Below are 26,710 nucleotides of genomic sequence, written 5' to 3'. Positions count from 1 at the left end.
GGAGTAGGCACTTTATAATGGATGAGGCTTTTAGTGATGTTTTTTCATAAAGACAAAGAGAATAAAGAGAATAAAGAGAAAGAAAAATTATTAGTATTTGATCATCATTCGAACACGGTAATTATTATTGGCTGTATTTTGCTTGCGGTCGCGTTGCTGATTGCATATATAACCAGTGCCATGATTATAAATGAAACGACTTTTTATGAATCAAAACGGCATAAATTTCCAATTCAAGCAAAAAATACCGGCAGTATTGTTGAAAAAAACATTGATGAGGCTGCTGATGTATCTTTAATGATGGCACATGATCCGCTTATCATCCATTGGCTAACTACTGGGGAACACGATGATTTTGCGGATTCTTATATTTCACAGCGGATGGATCACTTGACCAAGTATATGAAGTATGATGATGTCTTTTTGATTAGTGCGCAGACTTTACGTTCTTGGGATTATCATGACGGGACATTTAAATCGCAGCGTATAGATATAGCGAAACATCCGACGGATCGACAGATGTTTTCTTTTCTGCAGCAGGATCGTGATTATGTAGTCAATATAGAAAATAACGACAATAAAACGGCAGTTATTCAGATTAATGCTGTGATTAAGGAAGATAATACAATCTTAGGCGTAACAGGTGTAAAGATAAGTGCAGCACAAATTATGCAAAAGCTCATAGATGCAGATGGAAACGAAACATGTGATGTCTGGCTTATCAATAACAAGGGTGATATCTGTTTTTCAACAAATACAGAATATTTAAATCATTCATTACAGCAGTATCTTCCTGAAAGTATTGTAACTGATATTAAACAAGATACAGCCAGTAAAAATTTTGAGGTTAGTAAATACAATAATGATACAGGGTCTCAAACATATGATATTGTATATAAACCGTTAAAGAATACAAATTGGAAACTCGTTGTCCGTGTACCGCGATCAACAAGTATAGAATCTTTGATGAATATTAAGCGAATCATCACGATATCCTATATATTTATTTTCATTTGTACTTCTTTGCTTTTTTATCTTATTACCCATCAAATTGTTAATCCACGCAAAAGGGCAATGCAGTTAAATCGAAGGTTGGAAAATGTGATAACTGACAGAACTCAAAAATTGCAGGAAAAGAACATCAAACTTCAAGATGGTATGGAATATGCACAATTGATTCAACAGGCTGTTTTGCCCTCCAGCAATGAAATCGCACGATATTTAAAAAACTTTTTTGTAATTTTTGAGCCGAAGGAAAGTGTTGGCGGTGATTTTTATTGGCTGAGAAATTATGATGACGGTATGTTGTTAGCTGTCGGAGATTGTACAGGCCATGGGGTATCAGGTGCACTTATGGCAACTGCTGTAAATGCTATGTTCAATCATATTACTGAGAATATTTGTCATGACGATCCGGCAATCATTTTGAATGAATTAGCACGAGCTTTTCGTCAATCTTTTAGCAGCGACAATGATAAATTTATTTCAACAGGGTTTGAAATTGCAATATTGTTTTTAACAAAAAAGCAACATGTTTTATTTGCAGGAGCTGACATGCCGCTTTATTATTATAATGGGGTACAGGTATCGGAAATAAAAGGCGATAAAATGGCAGTTGACTGCAAACCAATCAAAACGAAAAAGCTTTTTAGTAATCAGGTTATCATGTGTCATCCAGGAAATGCATTTTATATTATTACAGATGGGTATCACGAACAACCTGGTGGTAAACAGCATCTTCCTTATGGAAAACAGCGATTGCTGGCATTGTTAGGTGAACTGGTCAAAATGCCGGTGGACATGCAGAAAAAACAAATCATGGACACCTTTCATGAATATATGGGAAATGAACGCCGGCGTGACGATATAACTGTATTTGGTTTTAAAATATAAAAAGAGCGATAGGAGAGACAAAGGTATGGATATAACGATGTATAAATTGTATCAAAATTTGAAGGCAAACGACATTTTGATGACCTATTGCGGTGCCTTTGCACAGGAAAGTATTGAAGGAATTGGCAATGCAATACGAAAGAATTTAGCGGCTGAAGAAGCGGAAACCTCAACTGCTTTGACAGTGTTTTCGATTTTTATTGAGCAGGTTCAAAATATTTTGAATTATTCTGCTGAAAAATTAACCGTCCGGGAAGATGATGAACACGAACTTCGGTTCGGAATGGCAATTGTGGGACGAAATCCGGCCGGAAAATTTTTTGTTTGCTGTGGAAACAAGGTATTGAAAGAAGATATGCCGGTAATAAAAGAAAAACTAGAAATGCTTAATAAATTGAGCAGAGAAGATTTAAAGGATTTATATAAAAAACAACGCCGCAATGTACTTCCCTTAAATGGAAAGGGTGCAGGTCTTGGCTTGATTGAAATGGCAAGAAAGTCAGAAGGTCCGATGGAGTATTCATTTGAACCGGCAGGAAACGATTGGTTTTTTTTCAGTATTAAAGTAACTGTGAGGAGATAAAGTATGGAAAATTTGATTATTGAACAAACAAAATCGACACCGTATATCTTTTTTTGTGCAGAGACGGGAAAACTTCGAATTGAAGGAGAATCGTATCCAGAAAATGTGATAAAGTTTTATACTCCGGTTTTAGAATGGCTGCATGATTATTTTATAATGAATGTGAAGGACATGGTACTGGAGTTTAAAATCATTTATTTTAATAGCAGTACATCGAAAGTATTTCTGACTATTTTTGATTTACTGGAACAAAAAGCATCAACAGGATGTAATATCACAGTAAAATGGATTTGTGATAAAGATAATGATGTAGCTATTGAATGCGGCGAAGAATTTCAAGAAGAAATAAATAAGTTTTTATTTACGGTTGAAATCTGTTAAACGGGGGAATTTATGACAATCAGAAGTTTGTATATGGCCGAAGAAATGGTTTTGGAAAAATCAGAAAATTTACTGATGAGTAAACAATACTGTTCTGTTGAGGAATATCGCGAACTGTACGAAGAATATAAAAAGCTTTTTAAACAGGTAAAAACATTGGTGAAAATTGCCGATTTAACGGAGCAGGAACTTAAAATTTTATTTGAAAAATTCAGTGAAGTATCCCGGATAGATAGTTTAACGGGATTATATAATCGCAGATATTTTTGGGAAACTTTTTCAAAAGTATGGGAACAATCTATTGAGCATAACTTTGTGGTTTCATTATTAATGATCGATATTGATTATTTTAAAAAATATAATGATGCTTACGGACATTTACAAGGTGACGAATGCTTAAAAGCTATGGCGGTAGAATTTCAACGTTCTGTGCGGCGTCCGCAAGATATGGTAGTACGGTTTGGCGGGGAAGAGTTTGTTATATTGCTGCCGCAATCGGGGAAAGAAGCGGCTATTCATGTTGTAAAACGATTGTTTAGGAATGTTAACAGTTTATATTCTAAATATAGTCCGGTACAACTTAAAAGCCAAATGACTATTTCTGTCGGAATTGCTTGTTTGTATCCTCAGCAGGAGGATCCAATCATGCTGCTAGTAGATAAAGCCGATCAGGAATTATACAGAGCAAAAGAAGCGGGACGAAATTGTTTCAGGTTATATGAACGTCTTTGAGACGGTTGTTTTTAAAATATAGAATAGTAAAAATAAATTACTTTAATTTTTTATATAGCAGTTTGAGAATGTCGTTTGAAAACAATATTATGAACGATGCTGGTTTATATAAAAGGAGAATCAGTTTATTTTTATATTTCATAAAGGGCAAACATATTGCTGCTTTTTGTTTTGTAAAATTCTGTATTTATCAAGAACAGGAAAACGACCCCTGTTAAAAAAGCAGGGGTCGTTTTCCTGTTCTTGATAAATTACAGCTATATTGAAAACAAAATAGTTAAATTTCTAATTTGCAGCCGCCAAATTCTGGTGAGCAGCCACCGAGGGATGGTTGAATACCTTCTTTGCCAAATTCCTTTTTCCATAAACCATGTAAATTGCAGTACGCGTATACAGTTCCTGAGACATCAACACCTTTAAAAATTGTTTTAGGAGCTTGACCTGGAAATAATTTATGTGTTTCTATTTTATTTCCACTGACTAAGGTAATCCATTGAATAAAGTGTTCATCGGTCATCGGATGTTCAACAGAACCAATCGTTACCATTAAATCTCCATTATTTAATGTCAGCGCAGGAATGTGTTTTTCTTTGGCAGCATCTACTGCACCCGCAACTAATTTTTTCATTGGCTGACCACAGCAAGAGAGCTGGCTGTTACTGCCTTGAATAACGGCAACAAGATTACCGCATTTTTCACAATAATAAAAATCTACTTCGTTCATAATAAAACCTCCTGATTCAATACATATATAATATTAAATAAAACTAGTTTCCTGTAATTTAAATCGTTAACGAATAATTATTATTTATATCATTACATGATGATTATATAATAATTTTCTGTATAAGTCAACTCATTACGAATGGGAAAAAGATAGACCAGGGATATAATTTGCTACAAACATACGCGATGGATCACATGTGTAAAAGGTAGAAAAAATATAAGATACAGTAACATAAAAATGAGAGAAAAATGGTTATTTAAAAATTGGTACTTATTGTGAACTATATTTGTAATAGAAATACCCGTTGTCTTTACCGTTTTTCTAGTACGTTACTTCATAGAATCAATAATACTGGCTACCATATCATCCATAGATGGTTCTTGGGCAGTTGTCATAGCTGAATTTAAAGTAACAGTATCGTCTAATACAGTTATTCCTTTTAGTTCTTCATCGAGAAATTTACGTATTAATGATCCCGCTGTACATGCCCAAGAACCATTTTCTAAAATAGCTGCCGTACGATTTTGAATATTAAGAGCCTTCATGTCCATTAAATAATTGTGCATTTTAGGATAAATTCCTAGATTGTATGTTACAGAAGCAAATACAATATGACTGAGACGGAATGTTTCTGAAATAAGGTAAGATATATCGGTGTTTGATACGTCATACATAGATACATTTGTCATGCCTTTTTCTACCAATTTAGTAGCTAGCAGGGAAGCGGCACTTTCCGTGTTGCCGTACATAGAAGCATACACCAGCAAAACTCCTTTTTCTTCTGGTTCATACGTGCTCCATTTCATATATTTATCTATAAAATACCCAAGATTGTTACGCCATACCAAACCATGAAGTGGGCAAATTATTTTTATATCAATACCCGCGGCTTTTTTTAATAAATATTGGACATGAGGTCCATATTTTCCTACTATGTTTGTATAATAACGACGAGCTTCATCAATCCAATTACGATCAAAATTTACTTCATCGTTAAAAAGTTTTCCGTCAATAGCGCCGAATGTACCAAAAGCATCGGCAGAGAAAAGAACGCCATTTGTGGTATCAAACGTGACCATGGCTTCTGGCCAATGGACCATAGGAGCGGCTACAAATGTTACGGTATGTTTGCCGAAGGATTTAATATCACCTTCTTTGACTTCCTCATACCGACTATCAATAGAAAATCCAAATTGACGCATCAGCATAAATGCTTTTTCATTACTAATAACGACAGTTTCCGGATGACGAAGCAAGATTTCAGCTATGGAAGCGGCATGATCAGGTTCTACATGGTTGATAACTAAATAGTCGAGGGGACGGCCGGATAACACGGCATCTACGTTTTCTAAAAACTGACGACAAACAGACCAATCAGCAGTATCGAAAAGAACGGTCTTCTCATCGAGCAATACATACGCATTATAAGAAACTCCGCGGGGAATAGGATGAATATTTTCAAATAAAGCCAGGCGATGGTCATTTGCACCTACCCAGTATAAATCTTCTGTTACTTTTCTAACACAATGCATAATAAATCCTCCTTTTTATCTAAATGATGCAATTACGATTTGGTACTACTATAGTTTTATGAAATATATGCAGGGGTATATTGGGGATTAGGCCTTGATAAATCCTGTTTTATCTTCACCGCATTCCGGGCAAATCCATTCATCTGGAAGTTTTTCAAAAGATGTACCGGGACGAATATCATTTTCAGGATCTCCTATGGCGGGATTGTATTCATATCCACAACCGTTGCAAACATAGAGGTTTTGCGGGATTTCTTTTTTGGGAGTAGGCCGTTTCATTTTAACCATAGGGGGTGCCGGCTTTTTGGCTTTTCCGTTATCTAATGCTTTCGTAAGTAAGGGGAGTATTTCCATTAAATCGCCGACAATACCATAATCACAATTTTTGAAAATGGGAGCATGCGGATCTTTGTTAATCGCTACGATGGTTGCAGCATCCTTTATTCCTTTTAAGTGTTGACCGGCCCCGGAAATGCCGCAAGCAATATATAAATTTCCCTTGAATTTTTGTCCGGACATACCTACATAGCGATCTAACGGCACGTATTGCAGTGTTTCGGCTACAGGACGGGAAGAACCAATAGCCGCTCCTGCCTGGACAGCTAGATTTTCGATTAGTTTCATATTCTTTTTTTCACCGATTCCCTTGCCAGCACTGACAACTCGTTCTGCTTGGACAATAGGAGTATCCAAAGCAATACCGACAGTAAAATCAAAACCGTCGTTCTTTAAAGCGGCTACCAAGGCATCGGTACGTTCTTTGGCAGAACCTTCATTGAGTATCATTTTTTTCCGGTTTCCCGTAATCGGGCCGTGTTTTTTGCCAACAGCAGGGGTGTGGTCGTTAGATACCTTATCTGTAATGTGAGAAGCAATAACTACACGCTGAATTTCATTTGTACCTTCATAAATTGTACAAATTTTAGCGTCACGGTATGCACGTTCTACTTCCATACCTTTTAAATAACCGGTTCCGCCAAAAATTTGCAGTGCGTCATTAACAATTGTTAGACAGCTATCTGAAGCATATTGTTTAGCCATTGCTGATTCCATGCCGTACGGTTCATGATTTTCTTTTAATTCGGCTGCACTATATACAAGAAGACGAGAAGCACGGAGCATGGTAGCCATATCTGCCAATTTAAAAGAAATACCTTGCTGCTGGCAAATGGGTTTTCCGAATTGAATACGTTCTTTGGAATATTCCAGGGCATTTTCGTAAGCACCCTGTGCAATGCCCAATGCTTGAGAAGCGATGCCAATACGGCCTCCATCTAATGTAGACATGGCAATTTTAAAGCCTTCTCCTTCTTTGCCCAAAAGATTTTCTTTTGGAACTTTAACATCATTGAAAATAAGTTCAGCTGTAGAAGAAGAGCGAATGCCCATTTTATCATAATGATCGCCAAAGGTAAAACCTTCCATTCCTTTTTCAATAATAAAGGCGCTGATGCCGTGCGTTCCCGTATCGGGAGCAGTCACTGCAAAAACAACATAAATATCAGCTTTGTCAGCATTTGTGATAAAAATTTTGTTGCCATTCAAAATGTAATGATCTCCATCCAATACAGCGGTTGTTTCTGTGCCGCCAGCGTCACTGCCAGCTTCAGGTTCTGTTAAACCAAAAGCACCCAGTTTTTTGCCTTGTGCCAATGGGACTAAATATTTTTGTTTTTGTTCTTCCGTGCCATAGGCAAAAATAGGCCATGAACCTAATGACACGTGAGCAGACAGAATGACACCGGTTCCGCCATCTACGCGGGATAATTCTTCGACAGCAATAGCATAGCTGACGACGTCCAGACCGGCACCGCCGTATTCTTTGGGGTAGGGAAGGCCCATGAGGTTCAGTTTACCCATTTTTTTGACGATTTCATCGGGGAAACGATTTTCCTTATCCAATAAAAAAGCAATTGGCTTTACTTCCTTTTCCGCAAAGTCGCGTACTTTTGTGCGAAGCATCTCTTGTTCATCTGTCGTTTTAAAATACATAATTAGTGCCTCCTTAAAAGAACATTGTTGATAAAAATACTCCAGAATTGGAGTGTAACTAGTGAGTGTTTTCTGCATTCTTATATATTATTTTAAAATACGGGCATCAAATAAAATAGTATACAGTGAATAAGAATGTAGTTTTTCGTTAATCTCTTTTTGTAAGTGACTTAAATGGGTATGAACCAAACATACTTGCCGGTATTTTTCGCGCCAAGGACAATGATAATTTGTCTGCATACAAGCACTAATTGGTCTATCCGCATCCATAATAGTAATAAGCGTGAACAATGAAATATCATGGAGATCGCAGATTAAACGGCAGCCACCGCCAACTCCCCGACTTAATTCGATGATACTTGCTTTTGCCAGTTTTTTTGCTATTTTGTAGACAAATTGTTGAGGCAACAGTTCTTTATCACAAATTTCCTTGATCGGTGTTTTTGTATTACCGGCATCGGCCAATGAGCGAAGTATGCGCAATGCATAATCTGTTTCCTTTGTAATTAACAATTTTTTTCTCCTTTTAAGGCCTATGTGTTTGATTTATTTCTATTATAGTATTCTGGATAAAACAAGTCAAGAAATATTATAAAAAAACTATTGATGATGTAACACTACACCATTCATAGTTTTTTCATAATTTTCACACTATATTACAATTGGTTGTTTAATCTAATTCAGTGAAAATTTCTTTTTTTTCTAATCGGGATTTAGGAAGTGATTTGTTAAAATCATTTTCAGCATGATACCCCAAAGCAAGGACTACAAGAGCGGTATATCCTTGTTCACAAAGCTGAAATTCTGTGTCCATTATAGTTTCGTCAAATCCTTCCATAGGAGTTGCATCTAATCCAAGAAGTGCAGCACCAAGCAGAACAGTGCCTAGATTCAAATAGACTTGTTTACTTAACCAACTGGTACTGTCCTGTCGATCAAAACGATGTGTATTAACAAAATATGTACGGCCCTGCAATCCTTTTTCTTTTGATTGGGCGGTAGTATACCGGCCGCTTTGCTCTTCTGTATCGGTGATATGTTGAATATATTCGTCTTCTATATTGGACTTAGCGCAAAATACGATGACATGAGAAGCCTGTAATACTTTAGGTATATTATATTCATATTGCTCTGGTGCCATAGCTTTTGCAATACGGCTGCGTCCTTTTTCTGTAGAAGCGATGATAAAATGCCAAGGTTGTATGTTTACACTGGAAGGACTCAATTGCAGTAAATTTTCTATTTGCGAAAATATTTCAGGTGGAATGCGTTTTGATGCATCAAATGCTTTCGTAGCATAGCGGTGTGAGGTGATAGTTGTTATATTCATAAGTGTATCCCTTCTTTTTTATAATAGTAATAAAGTTATATATTTCCTATTTGAATTGTAATTGTTTTTTGTCATTAATACAAGAAATATTTATTTTACACTAAATTATTTTACGATTCATGATGTCGTGTAATCGTATCTTTTTCAATGAGCATAATTAAAAAAATAGACTTGACTTATATATTCAAATATCTTAATATATAAATATAACAAATTATAAAGGAGGACATAAAAATGGCAATTGCCGATTTTAATGAATTAAATGAAAAAGCAGAAATACTGAAAGTGCTTGCGCATCCTGTTCGTCTTTGCATTGTACGAGGATTATGGGAAAATGGAGGTTGCAATGTTTCGCATATGCAATCTTGCCTGGAAACACCGCAATCAACACTTTCTCAGCATCTGCAAAAATTGAGGACGGCAGGAATTATATTGGCGACACGAGAAGGTACAAAAATATATTATAAATTAAATATGGATGTAATAGGGAACCTTTTACCTTTTTTATTTTCTGAACAATGAGGTGAGAATATGATAAAAAAATATATTATTGTTGGTGGTGTAGCTGGTGGAGCTACTGCTGCCGCACGATTGAGAAGATTAGATGAAGATGCTGAAATAATTTTAATAGAACGCGGTTCTTATATATCTTTTGCAAATTGCGGACTGCCTTATTACGTAGGAAATGTTATTCAAGATAGAGAACGATTGCTTGTACAGACAAAAGAAAAATTTCATCGTCGATTTCATATTGATGTACGAACAGAAAGTGAAGTCATTTCTGTTGATACAGCTAATAAAATAGTTACGGTGCGATCAAGTGATCGGGTATATGAAGAAAGCTATGATGCATTGCTTTTGTCGCCGGGAGCTCAGCCGGTACGACCTCCTATTCCGGGAATTGATAACGAACGTATTCGGACGTTGCGCAACGTCCCGGATGCCGATGTATTGAGAAAATGGGCGGATCAATACGAAGGGAATGGACATGCGGCTGTAATCGGCGGTGGGTTTATCGGAGTAGAAATGGCTGAAAATTTGCAGCAGCGTGGTATGAACGTTACGCTGATTGAAGGAGCTCCCTACATTTTGGCGCCGTTTGATACCGATATGGTGAACATTGCGGAACGAGAAATTGTTCAGCATAAGGTTCAGCTTATCTTGGGAAATGGTGTACAATCTTTTGAACCTCTGCCTTCGCAAGTCCGAGTACATTTAGCAAACGGCACAAAAATAGATGCTGATTTTGTTGTTTTGTCTATCGGCGTTAGACCGGATACGGCCTTTTTGAAACAAAGCGGCATTGCTTTGACGGAACGCGGATATATTATGGTGAATGAAAAGATGCAAACAAGTATACCTGATGTATATGCGGTTGGCGATGCAGTGCAAATTACACATATTATTAATGGAGAAAAAACAGCAATTGCATTAGCGGGTCCGGCTAATCACCAAGGACGTATTGCAGCAAATAATATAGCAGGGCACTCAGAACGTTATGAAGGTGTTTTGGGAACTTCCATTTTGAAAGTATTTGATTTGACTGCTGCGGCGACAGGGGAAAATGAACGTACATTGAAACAACGCGGCGCAGCTTATCATGTAGCTAAAGTATATCCTGATTCTCATGCAGGATATTATCCCGGAGCAGTGAAAATGGCTTTAAAAATTATTTTTGACAATGAAGGACGAGTTTTGGGAGCACAAATAGCCGGGTACGAAGGGGTAGATAAACGAATCGATGTTTTGGCAAGCATGATTCGTCAGGGGCATACGGTTCATGACTTAGCTGAACTTGAATTAGCATATGCGCCGCCGTATTCGTCGGCTAAAGATCCGGTGAATATGGCAGGATATATGGCAGAAAATATATTGGATGGATTAACGGAACCCGTTTCTTATGATGAAATGATGGATATGACCGCCAAGGGTGCTGTCCTTTTAGATGTACGGACGCCCGATGAATGTGCCGCCGGCCAGTTGCCTCATTCTTTAAATATTCCCTTGGAAGTGCTGCGTGATCATCTTGAAGAGTTGGATAGATCCGTTCCTATTGTTACGTACTGCCAAATAGGGCAGCGAGGATATTTTGCTGAACGACTGCTGCGGCAGCACGGGTATACAGTTAAAAATTTGCTGGGAGGATATATGGCAGCAAAAGATCAGCAGTTTTCTATTCAAGAAGAAATAATAGATGGCTCTTGCCATGATTGCTGCAATACGGAAGAAAAAAAAGAAAATTACGCAATGGATAAACAGGTATTAGCTTTTGATGTAACCGGATTAAGTTGCCCAGGTCCCTTGATGAAATTACGGGAGCGCATGGAAACAGTACCTGTCGGTACTATTGCTAAATTTACTGCTTCTGATCCTGGATTTTATAGTGATAGCCAGGCGTGGTGTGAACGAACTGGCAATATCTTGCTTCAGCGTGAACGCCAGAAAGGCTTGGTATCCGTGTGGATACAAAAAAAAGACGTTATTAGTTCAACGGCATTTCCGTCTCTATCGGGAATGAAAGTACCTGATGATAAAACTATTATTGTATTTAGCGGAGATTTGGATAAAGTTTTAGCGGCTTTTGTTATTGCAAACGGTGCGTTAGCTATGGGGAAAAAAGTTACTATGTTCTTTACTTTTTGGGGATTGAATGCATTACGCCGGTCAGAAAAGGTATCGGTTAAAAAAAACTTGATAGAAAAAATGTTTGGCTGGATGATGCCTCGGGGCAGTCGTAGTTTAACACTGTCTCATATGAATATGATGGGTTTGGGGACTAAATTCATGAGGCAAATTATGCAGGATAAAAATATTCAATCATTAGAAAGCCTTATTCAAAGCGCGCAAGCAGGAGGTGTTCATATGATTGCCTGCCAAATGTCAATGGATGTTATGGGAATTCGCCAGGAAGAATTGCTGGATGGTGTGGATGTTGGCGGTGTGGCAACCTTTTTAGGTGCTGCCGAAAATGGGAATATGAGTTTATTCATATAAAGATTTTAAGATATAGTATATATAAGGCAATATTATTGCCTTATATATACTATTCTAAAAATTATAAAATTTTTACAGCTCTGTTATCTGCCTGTATTTAATAAACAAGCAGGTAGCAGGGTTGTTTGTTTATTTGAAAAGAAATACATTTATTTTTAAATATATAAAAAAAGTATTGATTTATTTCAAATAAAGATATATAATTAGTACATAACAAATAATGATAATTAAATAAGAATATCGATAAATTAAAAAGAGATAAAATAATTATGGAGGTGATTCATGTGTTAAGTTTTCAGGAAGTTATTCAAAAGCGTCGTACCAACTATGCATTGGGGAAACATATTCCTGTTTCTCAGGATCAAATTATTAAAACAATAGAGAGCGTCGTTCCAGAGGTACCATCAGCTTTTAATATGCAATCGGGGAATATCATTGTAGCTTTTGGCGAAAATCATAAAAAAATTTGGGATATCACCAAAAATATATTAAAAGAAATAGTTCCTCCGGAGAATTTTTCAACAACAGAAAATAAAATTGATTCTTTTGCCGCAGCATATGGAACGATTTTATATTTTGATGATATACAGATAGTAAAACAAATGCAGGAACAATATGCACTATATGCTGATAATTTCCCGGTATGGGGACAACAGGCGAATGGTATGATGCAGTTTGCTTTATGGTCGGCCTTGTCGGAATTAGGATTAGGTGTTAATTTACAGCATTATAATCCGATTATTGATGAAGAGATAAAAAAAATATTTCATGTTCCCGAGTCTTGGAAATTAATAGCGCAAATGCCATTTGGTGAAGCTGTAAAACAACCAGATCCTATACAAAAAAAATCGGTTGATAAACGCGTTTTGATTTTTAAATAATGATAAGAGGATAGATATATAATATAAAATTTTTGTGTATCGTATACTAGATGTATATGATAAAAAGGAGGAATATTTTATGTATGAAGATCAGGTACTTGCTATTATAAAAAAAGAACCGGCATTTATGGCATCTGTAGATGGACAGCGGCCACGGATTCGTCCTATGAAGGTTTTTGTTGATGAAACAGGTCATTTATGGCTCTTCAGTCGGTTTGATTCTAAAAAAGTCAGCGATCTAAGTGTAAATCCTCGTGTAGAATTGGGATTTATGGGAGAAGATTCCAGTGTCGTAACTGTTTTTGGACAAGTTAAAGATGCAACGAAACCGGGGACTCCTCAATTTCGTTTAGTGCGGGATATGATGCTTAACCATGTGCCGGAAATGAAACATTATTTTTCAGCAAATGAAGAAGACAGTATTATTTTATATCAAGTCATTGTTCATGAAGTAAATTATATGCGTACGGACAGGACTGTAGTTTCCAACATTAACTTACCAATGACCTATAGCCCGGAAGTGGAAGTAACCTTTTGCAAGGGTGGTTTTTGCTTAACAGATAAGGACAAATAATATATAAGTAATATGCAGACAAGTTACTCTATATATCATTCGTTAAATATATAGTAACTTGTTTGCTATACATTTAAGTAGATTATGAAGTTTTAATAAAATTATTGATTGATTAAATTGAAATATTTGGTATCATATAATTAAAAGGTAATATTAAATTGCTTTTTTGGTATGCTAATAATTTGTGTGCTTAAAGGAGGAATGGTACTTATGAAACAGTATTTACAAGACTCATATCAATTGTATATTAATGGAAAATGGGTTCCTGCTAGTGATGGAGCTGTGTTTAAAGCGTATAATCCTTCCAATGGAGAAGTATTGTCCACGTGTGCGCAGGCAACTAAGGAAGATGTGGATACTGCTGTTAAAGCAGCAAAAGAAGCGTTGAAAACATGGAAAAAAGTTTCTCCGATTCAACGTCAAGAATATTTATTGAAAATTGCAGATGTAATAGATGCCAACGCAGATCATTTGGCAATGGTTGAAACGTTAGATAATGGAAAACCTATCAGAGAAACCAGAAATGTTGACATACCTATGGCTGCCGATCATTTTAGATATTTTGCAGGAGCAATTAGAACTGAAGAAGGCCGAGCAGTTATGCTGGATGAACAAACATTAAGCATTGTTCTACGGGAACCTATTGGTGTTGTCGGGCAAGTTATTCCTTGGAACTTCCCGTTCCTTATGGCTGCTTGGAAATTGGCACCTGTATTGGCGGCGGGATGTACTACCGTATTGAAACCGTCTAGTCATACTTCTTTGAGTGTATTGGAATGGATGCGTTTGATTGAAGGTATTCTTCCACCGGGTGTCATTAATATAATTACAGGCAGCGGATCTAAGTCGGGACAATATTTATTAGATCATCCGGGTTTACAGAAACTGGCATTTACGGGTTCTACAGAAGTTGGTCGAGGAGTATACAAGGCAGCTATGGAAAAAATGATTCCGGCAACATTGGAATTAGGCGGGAAATCTGCGAATATCTTCTTTGAAGACTGCAAGTGGGATATGGCTATGGATGGAGCGCAAATGGGGATTTTGTTCAACCAAGGACAAGTTTGCTGTGCCGGATCACGTATTTTTGTTCAGGAAAGTATTTATGACAAATTTATTCACGATTTAGCGGAACGCTTTAATCGAGTAAAAGTAGGTTTGCCTTGGAATAAAGATACGCAAATGGGATCGCAGATTTACAAACAACAGGTTGATCAGATTTTAGAATACGTGAAAATAGGAAAAGCCGAAGGGGCTAAGCTTATATGCGGTGGCGAAAAGATCATGGATAATGGGTTGGATAAAGGCAACTTTGTCAGACCGACTATTTTTGCCGATGTAACAAACGATATGCGGATTGCACAAGAGGAAATATTTGGACCTGTTGTGTGCATATTAAAGTTTAAGAATGAAGAAGACGTTATCGCTATGGCTAATGACAGTGAATATGGATTGGGCGGCGCTGTTTGGACACGGGACATTAATCGTGCTATACGGGTGTCTCGAGGAATTGAAACAGGACGCATGTGGATTAACACCTATAATGCTATTCCGGCAGGAGCTCCGTTTGGCGGATATAAAATGTCCGGTATTGGACGTGAAACGGACAAGATGATTTTGCAGCATTATACACAAACTAAAAATATTTTTATTAATTTGTCAGAAACGCCGAGCGGATTTTATGAAAGTTGATATAGCGTAATAAGAAAATTTTGTTTTGAAACAGCAAGGGGATAGATGAAAATGATAGATAAAAAAATGGTAGCATTGATTAATAACCAAATTAATCTTGAATGGTTTTCAGCGTATTTTTACTTAGATATATATGGATATTACATGGATCAGAATCTTAATGGATTTGGTAACTGGTTTTATGTCCAAACGCAGGAAGAAAGAGACCATGCCATGTTATTTACACAGTATTTGCTGAATAATAATGAACGTTTTGTTTTACAAGATATAAAAGCTCCTAAGATTATTTTTACTGATTTTCGTGAACCGGCGAATGCCGCATTGCAGCATGAAAAAGCTATAACGAAGTCAATTAATACCCTATATGCGGCTGCATATGAACAGAAGGATTTTCGTACTATGCAGTTTTTAGATTGGTTTGTTAAAGAACAAGGGGAAGAAGAAAAAAATACGGAAGATGTTGTAAAACGGTATGATCTTTTTGGAAAAGATCCGAAAGGTTTGTATCTTCTTGATTCGGAACTGACCGCTCGTGTGTATGCTCCGCCTACTTTGACGATATAAAGGGGGAATTTTAATGACGGTGTATGATTATAAAGTTAAAAATATTGCAGGACAGGAAGTATCTTTGTCCCAGTATGAAAAAAAACTTGTATTAATTGTTAATACAGCAAGTAAATGCGGCTTTACGCCACAGTATGAAGGGTTAGAAAAGTTGTATCAAAAATATCAGAAAAAGGGATTTGTTATTTTGGGTTTTCCATCTAATCAATTTTTAGCACAAGAACCCGAAAATGATGATGCCATCGCGTCTTTTTGCAAATTAAATTATGGAGTGACATTCCCTATGTTTTCAAAAATTGATGTACGTGGAGAAAATGCACATCCGCTTTTTAAGTATCTTACAAAACAAGCTCCTTTCCAAGGCTTTGAACTTGATAAAGAAGGCGGTAAGGTAATTCGTGATGTTTTGAAAGAACATTATCCAGATAATCTGGAAGGTAATGAAGTAAAATGGAACTTCACTAAATTTTTAATTGGCAGGGATGGTACTGTATTAGGGCGGTATGAACCTACTGTTACCCCAGAGGAACTTGATCCTATTATACAAAAAAAGATATGAATATATGTATTGAAAGTTTGTGTTGTGTGCATAGAAGTTATACAATATAAATTTTGTTTTAGACGGAATATCCACAGTATGTGGGTATTCCGTTTTTTTGTGTGTTGAAATAAATAAGTGGAACATTTTATGTATCCGATACTATCAGATATAGTTGTTCTATTCTCCGTTCTTTTAAGCATAGGTATTTAGGTAGCGGCGCATTCTTCACACATGGGTTCTACTGCTAAGATATCTTGTTTTTTCTCTGCTGTAATGCCGGTGACCACGATAACATTCCTGTCAAAAATTCTATAATCGATACAGTTCGGTTGAGCGGGAGAATTTTGATAGAAAAAAATTAGGAAATAATCATAATGTATAGGCTTAATTTACTGTTTTGCATCATTTTGTAGAAAGTATAGATACGCATGTGTATGTTGATGGCAAAGCAAACTATTTTAGTGGCAACATTTTTGAAACTGGATTTGAATATGAGTTAGAAACAAATTATAAATTGAATAAAGAATCTACGGTATATGCAGATATTAAACATATCTGTAATGGTTCTATTATCCGGACATGAAAAATCAATGCGGATTATACATATGTTTTCTAAGAATCGGGTAAGATAGTAATATGTCTTGGTTGAAATAATGCAATTTGTCTGCTTTAAACAGAATATCCATGAAAATTGAGTATTTTATTGTTATTTGAATTTTTTTAATAGGATAGTCACTCCTTGTTTATTTTGAGACACTGGTCGTAGTCAGATATAAATTAGACATTAAGAGATAAAAATAATATAATAAACTCATAATGTCCGTAAATGACAACTAATTAGAGAAGAAGAGAGGAATCGTTATGGCAGAAGACGCACATTCAATGGAACAAGCAGTGCAATGTATTAAAAAAGGAAATTATGAACAGGCAGAAACAATATATCGCCAATGTGTAAAGAAGGCGGAATCATTAGAAGAGAAGGCGGAAATTTATTATGCGTTGGGAAAAACGTTGTATCTTCTTGGTAAATCCTATGAAAGTATTGAGGCTTATAATTTTTTGATTAGGTGTAATGTTTCTTTAAACCCGGAAATGTTGGAACATTATTTGGAAATTGTGAATAACCCAGATACCGAAAGGATTCAACAATTTTACAGTAAGGTCAGTAACTATATCAAACATATGGGAAATGCGGCTATGATTCATAATCAGGATATTGCAGAAAAATTTCGTGAGTCTATTTGTAAATATATGATATCTCTTGTAGGGGAAGAAAATGATAAAATAAGGGAATATAAAAGACGGTATAACTTAATGGGGCAGCCCAGTGATGAAGAATTGCAGAAATATATCCGTCTTACGATGAAAATGGGAAATCAACTTTTTGATTTTATGATGCGGCAAGTTTTAAAAGAACATAATCACATTTCCAGTCAAGTGAATTGACTACTTGTTTATGTTCATTTATACCTATAGCTTTTGAGTAAAAATTACGGAGGGTTAGGCATATACATATGAAAATTATCGACGCGCATTTTCATTTTTGTGATTGGGAAAAATTTAATGAACTTGCTATTACAGCGGGGCATATGAACACTGAGAAACATTTACGTCAAGCATATGCGGATAATGGCATTGTTCATGGTATTGTTATGGGAAATAAGACGTTGTCTCTTAAAGATCACATATATCCAAATTTTATGAGTTATTGTGTAGGTCTCGATAGTTCGGTTTTTAATACAAAAGACATCGCACAGCAGGCAGCGTTGGTAGAAGAACATTTAAAACGAAAAACTTGTGTGGGGATTAAACTTTATCCTGGGTATAATCATTTTTATGTGTATGAAGATTTTCTCCATCCATTTTATGAACTGGCAAGAAAATATGGTAAACCGGTTGCTGTTCATACCGGACTGACAGCAACTTCTGCCGCACTGCTTAAATATAGTCATCCCCTTACGCTTGATGAAGCAGCGGTCAAATATCCTGATGTGCAGTTTGTCATGTGCCATATGGGAAATCCCTTTCTGCAGGATGCGGTTGCTGTTTTGGAAAAAAATAGCAATGTCGCAACTGACTTATCAGGATTGTTAGAGGGGAAAATTCGCAATTTTTCTATTTTTTTCCAAAAAAAACATGGATATTTGCAAATGCTGGACAACTGGCTGGCCTACCTGGATTGTTATGATAGAATTATGTTTGGAACGGATTGGCCGCTGGCTAATTTGGGAGACTATATTATCTTTACTAAAAATATTATTCCCAAGGAGTGTTGGGATAATGTGTTTTTTAAAAATGCTAATAGTATATATAAGTTAGGATATGAATGATAAACAGGTTTGTGAGAAAATGATTATTTTACAGATTTATTCGTATATTCCGGTGTGTAACATAACAAAGAATTTAATGCTGTTCATTAAACTTGAAAATACATGGAAGGTTTACCGAACATATATTGTTATTATATGTTTTTTCATATATAATGTACATTGTACATTATTTTTTTTAGGAGGAATTCCATGTTTGGATTTAATATAATAGGTATTATTGCCGGTATTCCCGGATTGATTATTGCAATGGTAATCCATGAATATGCTCACGCCCGCATTGCCGATGTAATGGGAGATAATACTCCTCGGTTAACGGGTAGACTGACTTTAAATCCGTTGGCTCATTTGGATCCCATTGGATTGTTGATGTTGTTGATTGTGCAGTTTGGGTGGGCAAAACCGGTGATGATCACACCTAGTAATTTTCGTGATTGGCGAAAAGGAGAACTTCTTGTGTCATTGGCTGGACCGGCTGCTAATTTGCTTACAGCTTTTATTGCTTTGCTGTTCATGGTCATTTTTGTGAAATTAGGTTTTCCGATGTCTTATGGGTTACACTTGGTATTTTATTTGATTGTGTTGTATAATATTAACTTCGCAATTTTTAATATGATTCCCTTGCCGCCGTTAGACGGATCAAAAGTATTGATGACGTTTCTTCCTACGGAATGGTCTTATAAACTTATAAGCATTGAACGCTATAGCTTTTTGATATTAATTGGATTGATGATGACTCCCATATTGGGCAGTATATTAATTCCCTTGCAACATCTGATATTGAACATCTTTACGGCAATTATTTCAATTTTTATTACACTATAATTGCCCTTTGGGACAAAACCGCATGTATTGCTTTCAGCAATACATGCGGTTTTGTTGCTTTATTATAATAAACTTGCATAATATAGGCTGGTTTATTATAATAAAGTTAATAAAACTATTCTCTTACGTTATATGTAAACACTATAATGTATAGCTAATAGGCATTATAATGGAACTACATTTATATATGGTTTTTTGATGAAAATTAATTTAATAGCGTAATACGAAGTGCCGATATAGGTATGAGGAATAATCTGCAGTAAGGCGTATACTGTTATAATGCAAAAACCATTACCAGTGTTTTGAAACATACTAAAAGAGAAAATATGCTGTCTGGAGAACCTGCTGGCAGGCATGTAATTATAGGCATGCTGATTTAGATCCGTCTGGCGGCAGATATGGGAGTTGTAAGATGACGGTTCAGAGTATAGATTATAGATTGCGGGAGTATTTGAATAACATTATTTATAGGCCGGAGACGGCAAAGTTAGATCGATGCGGACTACAAGAATCTGAAAATCGTTTGGCAGATACGATGGATATGTTATTGAAATTCATTCTGGAAGAACGAACGTTTGCTAATGAATTGTCTTCTGGGAATATTCAAAGAGTGAGACTACCTTCGCCAGAAAATGTAATATGTGATCCTATTAAGTCAGTTTATGGAATGCTGCAGCATTTAATTTGGCTGATGGATCGTATTACTGCGGGTGATTATGAACAGCGTCTCCAATTCTCCAATGATTTATCCAGCTCATTTAATGCTATGTTAGAACATTTGGTTAATTTAGCATATTTGTCGTATCACGATCGATTGACAAATCTTTTAAATGTAGAAGGATTTGATGAACATTGTAAAATATTATTGGAGAATTGGCCGGCAGATGATAAATATTTTTTAATCAGTATAAATATCAATGATTTCAGGCGGTTTATCATGTTGTATGGACCAGAAAAAGCAGACTGGGTTTTAGTTAAAGTGGCAAATTTTTTGCGGGATATTTGTAAAAACAGAGAAATTTGTGCCCGTGTGAATGCTGATAATTTTTTATGTCTTTTGCGAGGCGGGTCAATTCATGAAATTATGATACGCCTTCATGACAATGAGCAAAAGATACACCAATTTATTACATTTCGGTCTCGTTTGTTTCATTATGGGATATATGAGGTACGGGATGTCCATGAGAACTTAAGGAAAATGCGTGCATATGCCATGTTTGCAGGGGCGAATGCATGCAGTAATACCAATGGATTTTCTGTTTTTGATGATCTGCTGTCTAAACGATATGCACTGGAAAATTCTATTTTGCCTCTCTTTATCCATGCCTTAAAAAATAATGAAATTACAGTATATTATCAGCCTAAGATAGATTCACGGCTCGATGTTATTGCCGGCAGTGAAGCATTGGTGCGATGGATTTTACCTAATGGAGAGGTAATGCGTCCGAATCACTTCATTGATTTATTAGAGAAAAATAGTTTAATAGTTTTATTGGATTTTTACGTATTGCGTAAGGTATGCCAGCACATACGGTCTCGCTTGAATCATCACCAATATATAGTACCTGTATCTGTTAATTTTTCAAGAGTACACATGCTGGATACAACCACTGTGCCGCATATGTTAGCTATATTGCAGGAATATAATGTTGATCCGCAATGGATTGTTATAGAAATTACGGAACGTGTATTTTTTGAACGAATGGAAAATATGGTGAAGATGATCCAATGTCTTCGGCAAGTAGGATTCAAAGTCAGCATGGATGATTTTGGTTCATCCTATTCTTCTTTGAATTTTTTGAAAAATATCCCTGTCGATGAAATTAAAATAGATAAACTGTTTTTTGATGACTTTGATACGGATGAACGGGTACGGATATTATTAAGTGATGTGCTGACTATTGCGAATCATTTACAGCTTGGTGTAGTTGCTGAAGGTGTTGAAACGGAAGATGCCGTTATTTTTTTAAAACGACAGCAATATGTTATGATACAGGGATTTTATTATTATGCACCTATGCCTGAAGATGAATATAATAACAGACTTGATGCAATCCATATTCATTAACTTTTGTTCAACCAGATAAATTTATTTTGCAAGAAAACATCCTGTGGTATAATGAAATTAGTCATTAATCTATTGAATGTATATTTTAAAATTATATTTTGAAGGATTAAGCTATGAAAAAATGACAGGAGGCGGCAATGTGATAAATAAAAAAGCTTGTGTTTTTTTTAGTAGTGCTGTTTTGACGTCTACCGCTTTTTTTTCTTGTGCGGCATTTGACTATAATAAAGCAGTTGATGAAATAGCTGCAGATCCATTGACATCTTATAATACTGTATATCTTGGCATGCCTAAATCGGATTTTGATCTTGATTTTTCAATGCTTCCCGATTGGAGTTTTTATAAAAATGAAATGGGAGTAAATGAAAAGGCGGAACGCGAAACTAAAATTGATGGCACAACACTTCTGGAAGGGATAAAAATAACAACGGCCATTCCGGCTGGATCGGCTAAAGTTATTGCATTTGATTGTTATTTTAAAACGGACAGTAAAAAAATAGCAAAAGAAATATATGACAGAGCGGTTTCAACTGTTTGGTCCGGCGTAGAGGACATGCCGGTTGCCCAAGCATCGGATTTTGTTTTTTGGAAGCAGAAGGATATATCTATTGTGGTATCATATCGGTATGAAAAAGATGAAAATCAATATGTCATTACTATCCGGCGGTTTAATAATCGTATACTAAATCAATAACTATATAACTACCATACAATGAGGGGATGGGATATATGCACATATCCCATATATTGACAGGAAATTTAACCTCATATATAATACTATTACGGTATATTTTTACCGCAGTAGCGTTTTAAGAATAGAGGAGACCTATAATGATGAACAGTTTGAAAACAGTTTTCTTGATGACGTTGCTGGCCGTTATCATGATGGCAATTGGGGGAACCTTTGGTGGCCGACAAGGTGTGTATATCATGTTCTTGATTGCCATGGGAATGAATTTTTTCTCTTATTGGTTCAGTGATTCTATCGTACTGCGTATGTATCATGCGGAAGAAGTCGATTCATCGCATCGTTTATATCAAATTGTGAAGGATTTGGCACAACGTGCGGATCTTCCTATGCCAAAGGTATATATTATATCGACGGAAGTTCCCAATGCTTTTGCAACGGGGCGCAATCCTTCACATGCAGCGGTTGCGGCGACGACCGGTATTTTGGAAATGCTGGATGATGAAGAAATACGTGGTGTCTTAGCACATGAAATGTCTCATATACTACATCGAGATATTCTTATCAGTACAATTGTAGCTTGTTTTGCCAGTGCTATTTCTATGATAGCCAATATCGCTCAGTGGGCAGCAATATTTGGCCGGGGCAGTGATGATGATGAAGGCAGTAATCCGATTGCCTTGATAGCAACTATTATTATTGCTCCTATTGCGGCGGCTCTTATTCAGATGTCCATTTCTCGAACTCGTGAATATATGGCTGACGAAGAAGGCGGGCGCATGATTGACGACCCGTTGGCTTTAGCCAGAGCCTTGGGGAAAATTGATAATTATGCGCATTATCGTGTTATGCCGGGAGCTACAAACGCTACCGCTCATATGTGTATTATAAATCCTTTCAGTGGCGTTTCCGGTGGATTAGTTAATTTGTTTAGTACACATCCTCCTACAGAAAAGCGGATTCAAAGATTGCAAGATCTGGATCGTAAACTTCATCATTAAACGGCACGTTTTTTATTTTGTTTGGTTATATAATATTGTAAAAATCCTTGCACGTTATTGTAGTGACCCCATAAATTAGACCTAGAAATCTAACTTTATGGGGTCACTACATATTGTGTGGGGATTTTTTTTGAATTAATTTATGGTATACAGGCGGTAATAGTACTATAATAGTTTAAAGCAACACAGTATTAGAAAATGGAAGGGGGAGCGTTGATGTATTCCTATATTCAACGTATTTGTGAACGACAGTTCCAACTTAAATCATGGGGGACATCAGTAAGTACGGAAATTATCGCCGGGATGACGACGTTTGCAACAATGGCTTATGTATTAGCTGTAGTACCAAAAATGATGGGAGATGCGGGATTGCCTGCCGGAGAAATTTTAACGGCTATGGTTATGATGATTTTTTTCACTACATTGGCAATGGGGTTGTATACAAATAGACCTTTTGTTTTGGCACCTGGCATGGGCGGGGTAGCTATTTTTTCGATTACGCTTGTACAATTGCAGCATGTTTCTGTGGGCATTGCCAGTGCTATCGTGTTCTTAAGCGGATGCCTGTTTCTTATTGTAACCGTATTGGGAATACGTGAAGCTATTGTAATGGTGATTCCCAAAGGAATTAAAATTTCTATCAGTGCGGGTGTGGGAATGTTTCTTGCCGTTATCGGACTGCGAAATGCTAAGGTATTAGCAGCAAACGCAAGTAAAGTGGCACTTTCATTAGGTGACATTTCTCAGCCTGTTGTTGTTTTAGCCGCTATAGGACTGTTTGTTCTTTTGGCATTGGAAGCACGTAAGATACGGGGAGCAGCTTTAATTAGTATAGTTATTGCAACGATTATAGGCATTCCCCTGGGAGTTACAAAAATTCCGGCTGCAATTTTTGCCGTTCCTTCAGGGATGGGCGAAGTTTTTTTCAATTTTGATCTGCTAGGAGCTCTTGACGTTCGATATGTTCCTTATTTATTTGTCTTTTTTCTGCCTGATTTTTTTTCTAGTTTTGGGACAGCTATTGGTATTGGTGGAAAAGCTGGGTTTCTTGACAAAAATGGTGATTTACCAGATTTGAATAAAATTTTTCAAGTAGATTCGATTGCCGCTACACTGGGATCTTTTTTTACAATTCCTGTATTGATTACTTATCTGGAGTCGGGAGCTGGGGTTGAAGCAGGTGGGCGTACAGGTCTTACGGCAGTGACAACGGCAGTAATGTTTCTTCTTGTATTGGCAATTACTCCGTTAGCTTTGATGATACCGGCAGCGGCTACCGCTCCTGTGCTGTTGTATGTAGGGGTAAGTATGATGGCGGGGATGCGTAATTTGGATTATTCGGATATGGCAGAATATGTTCCGGCGTTTTTGTGCATTGCATTTACTGCATTTACTTTTAATATTGCCAATGGTATTTCCTTGGCATTTCTTGCTTATGTTATTATTAAACTAGCATCCCGTCGATATAAGGAAATGACTTGGGGGCATTATTTGCTGGCATTGCTGTTACTATATTATTTCTATTCTATGGCCGGTGTGAAATAGCCAGAGAGGAACTTTACATGCAAATTGATTTATTATTAAAAAATGTACATGTTTTTAATGTGTATTTTAAAAAATTTATAATAGGTAATATCGCAATTTCCGGAGATAAATTTCTTTATATTGGAACAAAAAAAACTCCCGTAGTACCTAAAAACGTTATTGATATGTCTGGGAAATATATAATTCCCGGACTCGTAGATTGTCACATGCATATTGAAAGCACGATGTGTACACCGCGTACATTTTCGAAATGGGTTGTTAAAAACGGTGTTACGACATTGATCGCTGAACCACATGAAATTGCGAATGTTTTTGGACTGGAAGGCATTAAAGCTATGGTGCAATCTATAAAGGACGGACCCGCAGATATTTATATTGCGATTCCCAGTTCTGTACCGTCTACGAATGCCTGCTTGGAAACAACAGGTGCGGAAATAGGAAGTGACAGTGTTGCAGCCATGCTGCATATGGATAAGGTGATTTGTTTAGGAGAAGTGATGAATGGGCACGATATAATTGCTGGGCCGGATACTAAAACCAGCCGTCTTGTCCGGCAGGTAAAAGAAAATGCTCCGAAATTTCCACTGGAAGGCCATTTACCACGATTTCTTGATTGGGATTTGGCACAAATTTTGTATAACGGAGTCAACTCTGATCATACGGACCAGACATTGGAAACAATCCGCCAGCGAATTGGCGGTGGTTGTTTTCTGCAGCTTCAGGAAAAAACGATTACACCGGAATTCATTCAATATCTTGTAGAACATAATCTGTTTGAACATTTTGCGCTTGTAACAGATGATACTATGCCGGATTCTTTTATAAAACGAGGCCATTTGAATTATCTTGTAAAAAAAGCAATGAAAGCAGGTTTGACCCCCGAACAGGCAATATATGCAGCTACGTATACTCCTGCCAGGCGAATGGGATTGTCTGATAAGGGCAGTATTGCTCCAGGGAAAATTGCGGATTTTGTTGTTCTGGATGATCCAAGACAGTTTCATGTTCTTGCTACGTATTGCAGCGGCCGAGAAGTTTACCGGTGCGATGGTGTGCAGGAACCGGAAGAACGAGATACTTCATTTCCTTCGCATTTTTATCACAGTGTGCATGTTACTCCGCGTACGGAAGATAATTTTACACTTCACGTTGAACAAAAAACGGGAAGTGTATGCTGCCGAATTTTATGTGTTAGTAATAAAACTACATTTGTTCAGGAAGAAACTGCAATATTTCCTGTGAAAAATCATGAAATCTGCTGGGAAGATAGTCCATATAATTTGGCTGTTGTTTTTGAACGTCATGGAAAAAATGGCGGTTGCGGGTATGCATTGGTCGGGGGAGCGGCTATGAAAAAAGGCGCTGCTGCCACTACGTATGCTCACGATCATCATAATTTGCTTGTTATAGGACAAACGAAAGCGGACATGATGCTGGCAGCTAATACAGTTATTGAAAATCAAGGAGGATATGCAGCTGCTATTAATAACACGGTGACGGCTTTTGCCGCACTTCCTATTGCAGGGATCTTATCAGATCAACCGTTAGATGTATTAGGGAGACAAATACAAGGCGTGACGCAGTCGCTGCGGGAATGGGGATATGATCACCCTAATATCATTATGTCCTTGAGTACATTATCCCTGCCTGTCAGTCCTGATATAAAAGTAACGGATAAAGGTATTATAGATGTACGTAAGCAAAAAATTCTTCCCATGATCATAGACTGAATGAAATGGGTATGAAGTACTCCTCAAGTATGTATATAGCATATCCCGTATCCCCGTATAGGCAGAAAGTACAAAAAAACTGGATTCTGCCATAACAGAATCCAGTAAAA

24 protein-coding genes are annotated in these 26,710 nt (G+C 36.7%); 19 read left to right on the top strand and 5 right to left on the bottom strand.

The genetic code is table 11. The features are described 5' to 3' along the window. Positions 1-36: 36 nt before the first annotated feature. The 4 genes from NXG62_RS04045 to NXG62_RS04030 are packed head-to-tail and all read left to right on the top strand — an operon-like array spanning position 37 to position 3,589. On the top strand, positions 37-1,893 hold the full coding sequence (locus tag NXG62_RS04045) for a SpoIIE family protein phosphatase (RefSeq protein WP_427113694.1): 1,857 nt from the start codon (positions 37-39) through the stop codon (positions 1,891-1,893). A gap of 25 nt (positions 1,894-1,918) precedes the next feature. Next, positions 1,919-2,476, top strand: coding sequence for a SiaB family protein kinase (locus NXG62_RS04040; protein ID WP_427113693.1), 558 nt, complete (start codon positions 1,919-1,921; stop codon positions 2,474-2,476). 3 nt (positions 2,477-2,479) lie between these two features. Beyond that, a complete protein-coding gene (locus tag NXG62_RS04035; protein ID WP_427113692.1) occupies positions 2,480-2,857 on the top strand; it encodes a DUF1987 domain-containing protein in 378 nt (125 codons plus the stop codon). Positions 2,858-2,869: 12 nt separating this feature from the next. Further along, positions 2,870-3,589, top strand: a complete 720-nt coding sequence (locus NXG62_RS04030; protein ID WP_427113691.1) for a GGDEF domain-containing protein — start codon at positions 2,870-2,872, stop codon at positions 3,587-3,589. A 277-nt stretch (positions 3,590-3,866) separates the two neighbouring features. Here the strand turns inward: NXG62_RS04030 and NXG62_RS04025 are convergent, their stop codons facing one another. From NXG62_RS04025 to nfsB, 5 genes are all read right to left on the bottom strand, one after another. Continuing rightward, positions 3,867-4,313, bottom strand: coding sequence for a desulfoferrodoxin family protein (locus tag NXG62_RS04025; protein ID WP_427113690.1), 447 nt, complete (start codon positions 4,311-4,313; stop codon positions 3,867-3,869). 332 nt (positions 4,314-4,645) lie between these two features. Further along, complete coding sequence (locus tag NXG62_RS04020; protein ID WP_427113689.1) at positions 4,646-5,848, bottom strand: FprA family A-type flavoprotein; 1,203 nt, start codon at positions 5,846-5,848, stop codon at positions 4,646-4,648. Between the two features lie 87 nt (positions 5,849-5,935). Further along, positions 5,936-7,840 carry an acyl-CoA dehydrogenase family protein gene (locus tag NXG62_RS04015; protein WP_427113688.1) on the bottom strand — a complete coding sequence of 635 codons (1,905 nt, stop codon included), beginning with the start codon at positions 7,838-7,840 and terminating at the stop codon, positions 5,936-5,938. Positions 7,841-7,927: 87 nt separating this feature from the next. Then, entirely contained in the window at positions 7,928-8,353 is a 426-nt protein-coding gene (locus NXG62_RS04010; protein WP_427113687.1) for an RrF2 family transcriptional regulator, read from the bottom strand. Between the two features lie 157 nt (positions 8,354-8,510). After that, positions 8,511-9,170 carry an oxygen-insensitive NAD(P)H nitroreductase gene (gene nfsB, locus NXG62_RS04005; RefSeq protein ID WP_427113686.1) on the bottom strand — a complete coding sequence of 220 codons (660 nt, stop codon included), beginning with the start codon at positions 9,168-9,170 and terminating at the stop codon, positions 8,511-8,513. A gap of 234 nt (positions 9,171-9,404) precedes the next feature. Here nfsB and NXG62_RS04000 point away from each other — a divergent pair, with 234 nt between their 5' ends. From NXG62_RS04000 to NXG62_RS03930, 15 genes are all read left to right on the top strand, one after another. Further along, on the top strand, positions 9,405-9,692 hold the full coding sequence (locus NXG62_RS04000) for a metalloregulator ArsR/SmtB family transcription factor (protein WP_322351590.1): 288 nt from the start codon (positions 9,405-9,407) through the stop codon (positions 9,690-9,692). 9 nt (positions 9,693-9,701) lie between these two features. Next, positions 9,702-12,164, top strand: coding sequence for an FAD-dependent oxidoreductase (locus tag NXG62_RS03995; RefSeq protein ID WP_427113685.1), 2,463 nt, complete (start codon positions 9,702-9,704; stop codon positions 12,162-12,164). Positions 12,165-12,448: 284 nt separating this feature from the next. Continuing rightward, positions 12,449-13,045, top strand: coding sequence for a nitroreductase family protein (locus tag NXG62_RS03990; protein WP_322351591.1), 597 nt, complete (start codon positions 12,449-12,451; stop codon positions 13,043-13,045). Positions 13,046-13,124: 79 nt separating this feature from the next. Then, a complete protein-coding gene (locus NXG62_RS03985) occupies positions 13,125-13,619 on the top strand; it encodes a pyridoxamine 5'-phosphate oxidase family protein (RefSeq protein ID WP_427113684.1) in 495 nt (164 codons plus the stop codon). Between the two features lie 210 nt (positions 13,620-13,829). Further along, positions 13,830-15,311, top strand: a complete 1,482-nt coding sequence (locus NXG62_RS03980) for an aldehyde dehydrogenase family protein (RefSeq protein WP_427113683.1) — start codon at positions 13,830-13,832, stop codon at positions 15,309-15,311. Positions 15,312-15,362: 51 nt separating this feature from the next. Next, positions 15,363-15,875 carry a ferritin gene (locus NXG62_RS03975; protein ID WP_427113682.1) on the top strand — a complete coding sequence of 171 codons (513 nt, stop codon included), beginning with the start codon at positions 15,363-15,365 and terminating at the stop codon, positions 15,873-15,875. Positions 15,876-15,888: 13 nt separating this feature from the next. Beyond that, complete coding sequence (locus tag NXG62_RS03970) at positions 15,889-16,434, top strand: glutathione peroxidase (RefSeq protein ID WP_427113681.1); 546 nt, start codon at positions 15,889-15,891, stop codon at positions 16,432-16,434. Between the two features lie 843 nt (positions 16,435-17,277). Beyond that, positions 17,278-17,862, top strand: a complete 585-nt coding sequence (locus NXG62_RS03965; protein ID WP_427113680.1) for a hypothetical protein — start codon at positions 17,278-17,280, stop codon at positions 17,860-17,862. Between the two features lie 68 nt (positions 17,863-17,930). After that, positions 17,931-18,746 (top strand): amidohydrolase family protein, encoded by an 816-nt coding sequence (locus tag NXG62_RS03960; protein WP_427113679.1) that lies wholly within the window; start codon positions 17,931-17,933, stop codon positions 18,744-18,746. A 189-nt stretch (positions 18,747-18,935) separates the two neighbouring features. Next, on the top strand, positions 18,936-19,568 hold the full coding sequence (locus NXG62_RS03955) for a site-2 protease family protein (RefSeq protein ID WP_427113677.1): 633 nt from the start codon (positions 18,936-18,938) through the stop codon (positions 19,566-19,568). A 412-nt stretch (positions 19,569-19,980) separates the two neighbouring features. Then, positions 19,981-21,636, top strand: coding sequence for an EAL domain-containing protein (locus NXG62_RS03950; protein WP_427113676.1), 1,656 nt, complete (start codon positions 19,981-19,983; stop codon positions 21,634-21,636). Between the two features lie 139 nt (positions 21,637-21,775). Further along, positions 21,776-22,330, top strand: a complete 555-nt coding sequence (locus NXG62_RS03945; protein ID WP_427113675.1) for a hypothetical protein — start codon at positions 21,776-21,778, stop codon at positions 22,328-22,330. Positions 22,331-22,470: 140 nt separating this feature from the next. Continuing rightward, positions 22,471-23,325, top strand: a complete 855-nt coding sequence (htpX, locus tag NXG62_RS03940; protein WP_427114235.1) for a zinc metalloprotease HtpX — start codon at positions 22,471-22,473, stop codon at positions 23,323-23,325. A gap of 216 nt (positions 23,326-23,541) precedes the next feature. Further along, a complete protein-coding gene (locus NXG62_RS03935; RefSeq protein ID WP_427113674.1) occupies positions 23,542-24,870 on the top strand; it encodes an NCS2 family permease in 1,329 nt (442 codons plus the stop codon). Between the two features lie 17 nt (positions 24,871-24,887). After that, a complete protein-coding gene (locus NXG62_RS03930; RefSeq protein ID WP_427113673.1) occupies positions 24,888-26,600 on the top strand; it encodes an adenine deaminase C-terminal domain-containing protein in 1,713 nt (570 codons plus the stop codon). The last annotated feature ends 110 nt before the right edge of the window (positions 26,601-26,710 follow it).

It is taken from the genome of Megasphaera sueciensis (assembly GCF_050219315.1).
Lineage (GTDB): Bacteria > Bacillota > Negativicutes > Veillonellales > Megasphaeraceae > Megasphaera_A > Megasphaera_A sueciensis.
Note: the sequence above shows the minus strand (reverse complement) of the source record. Positions and strands in the feature narration are given on the sequence as shown.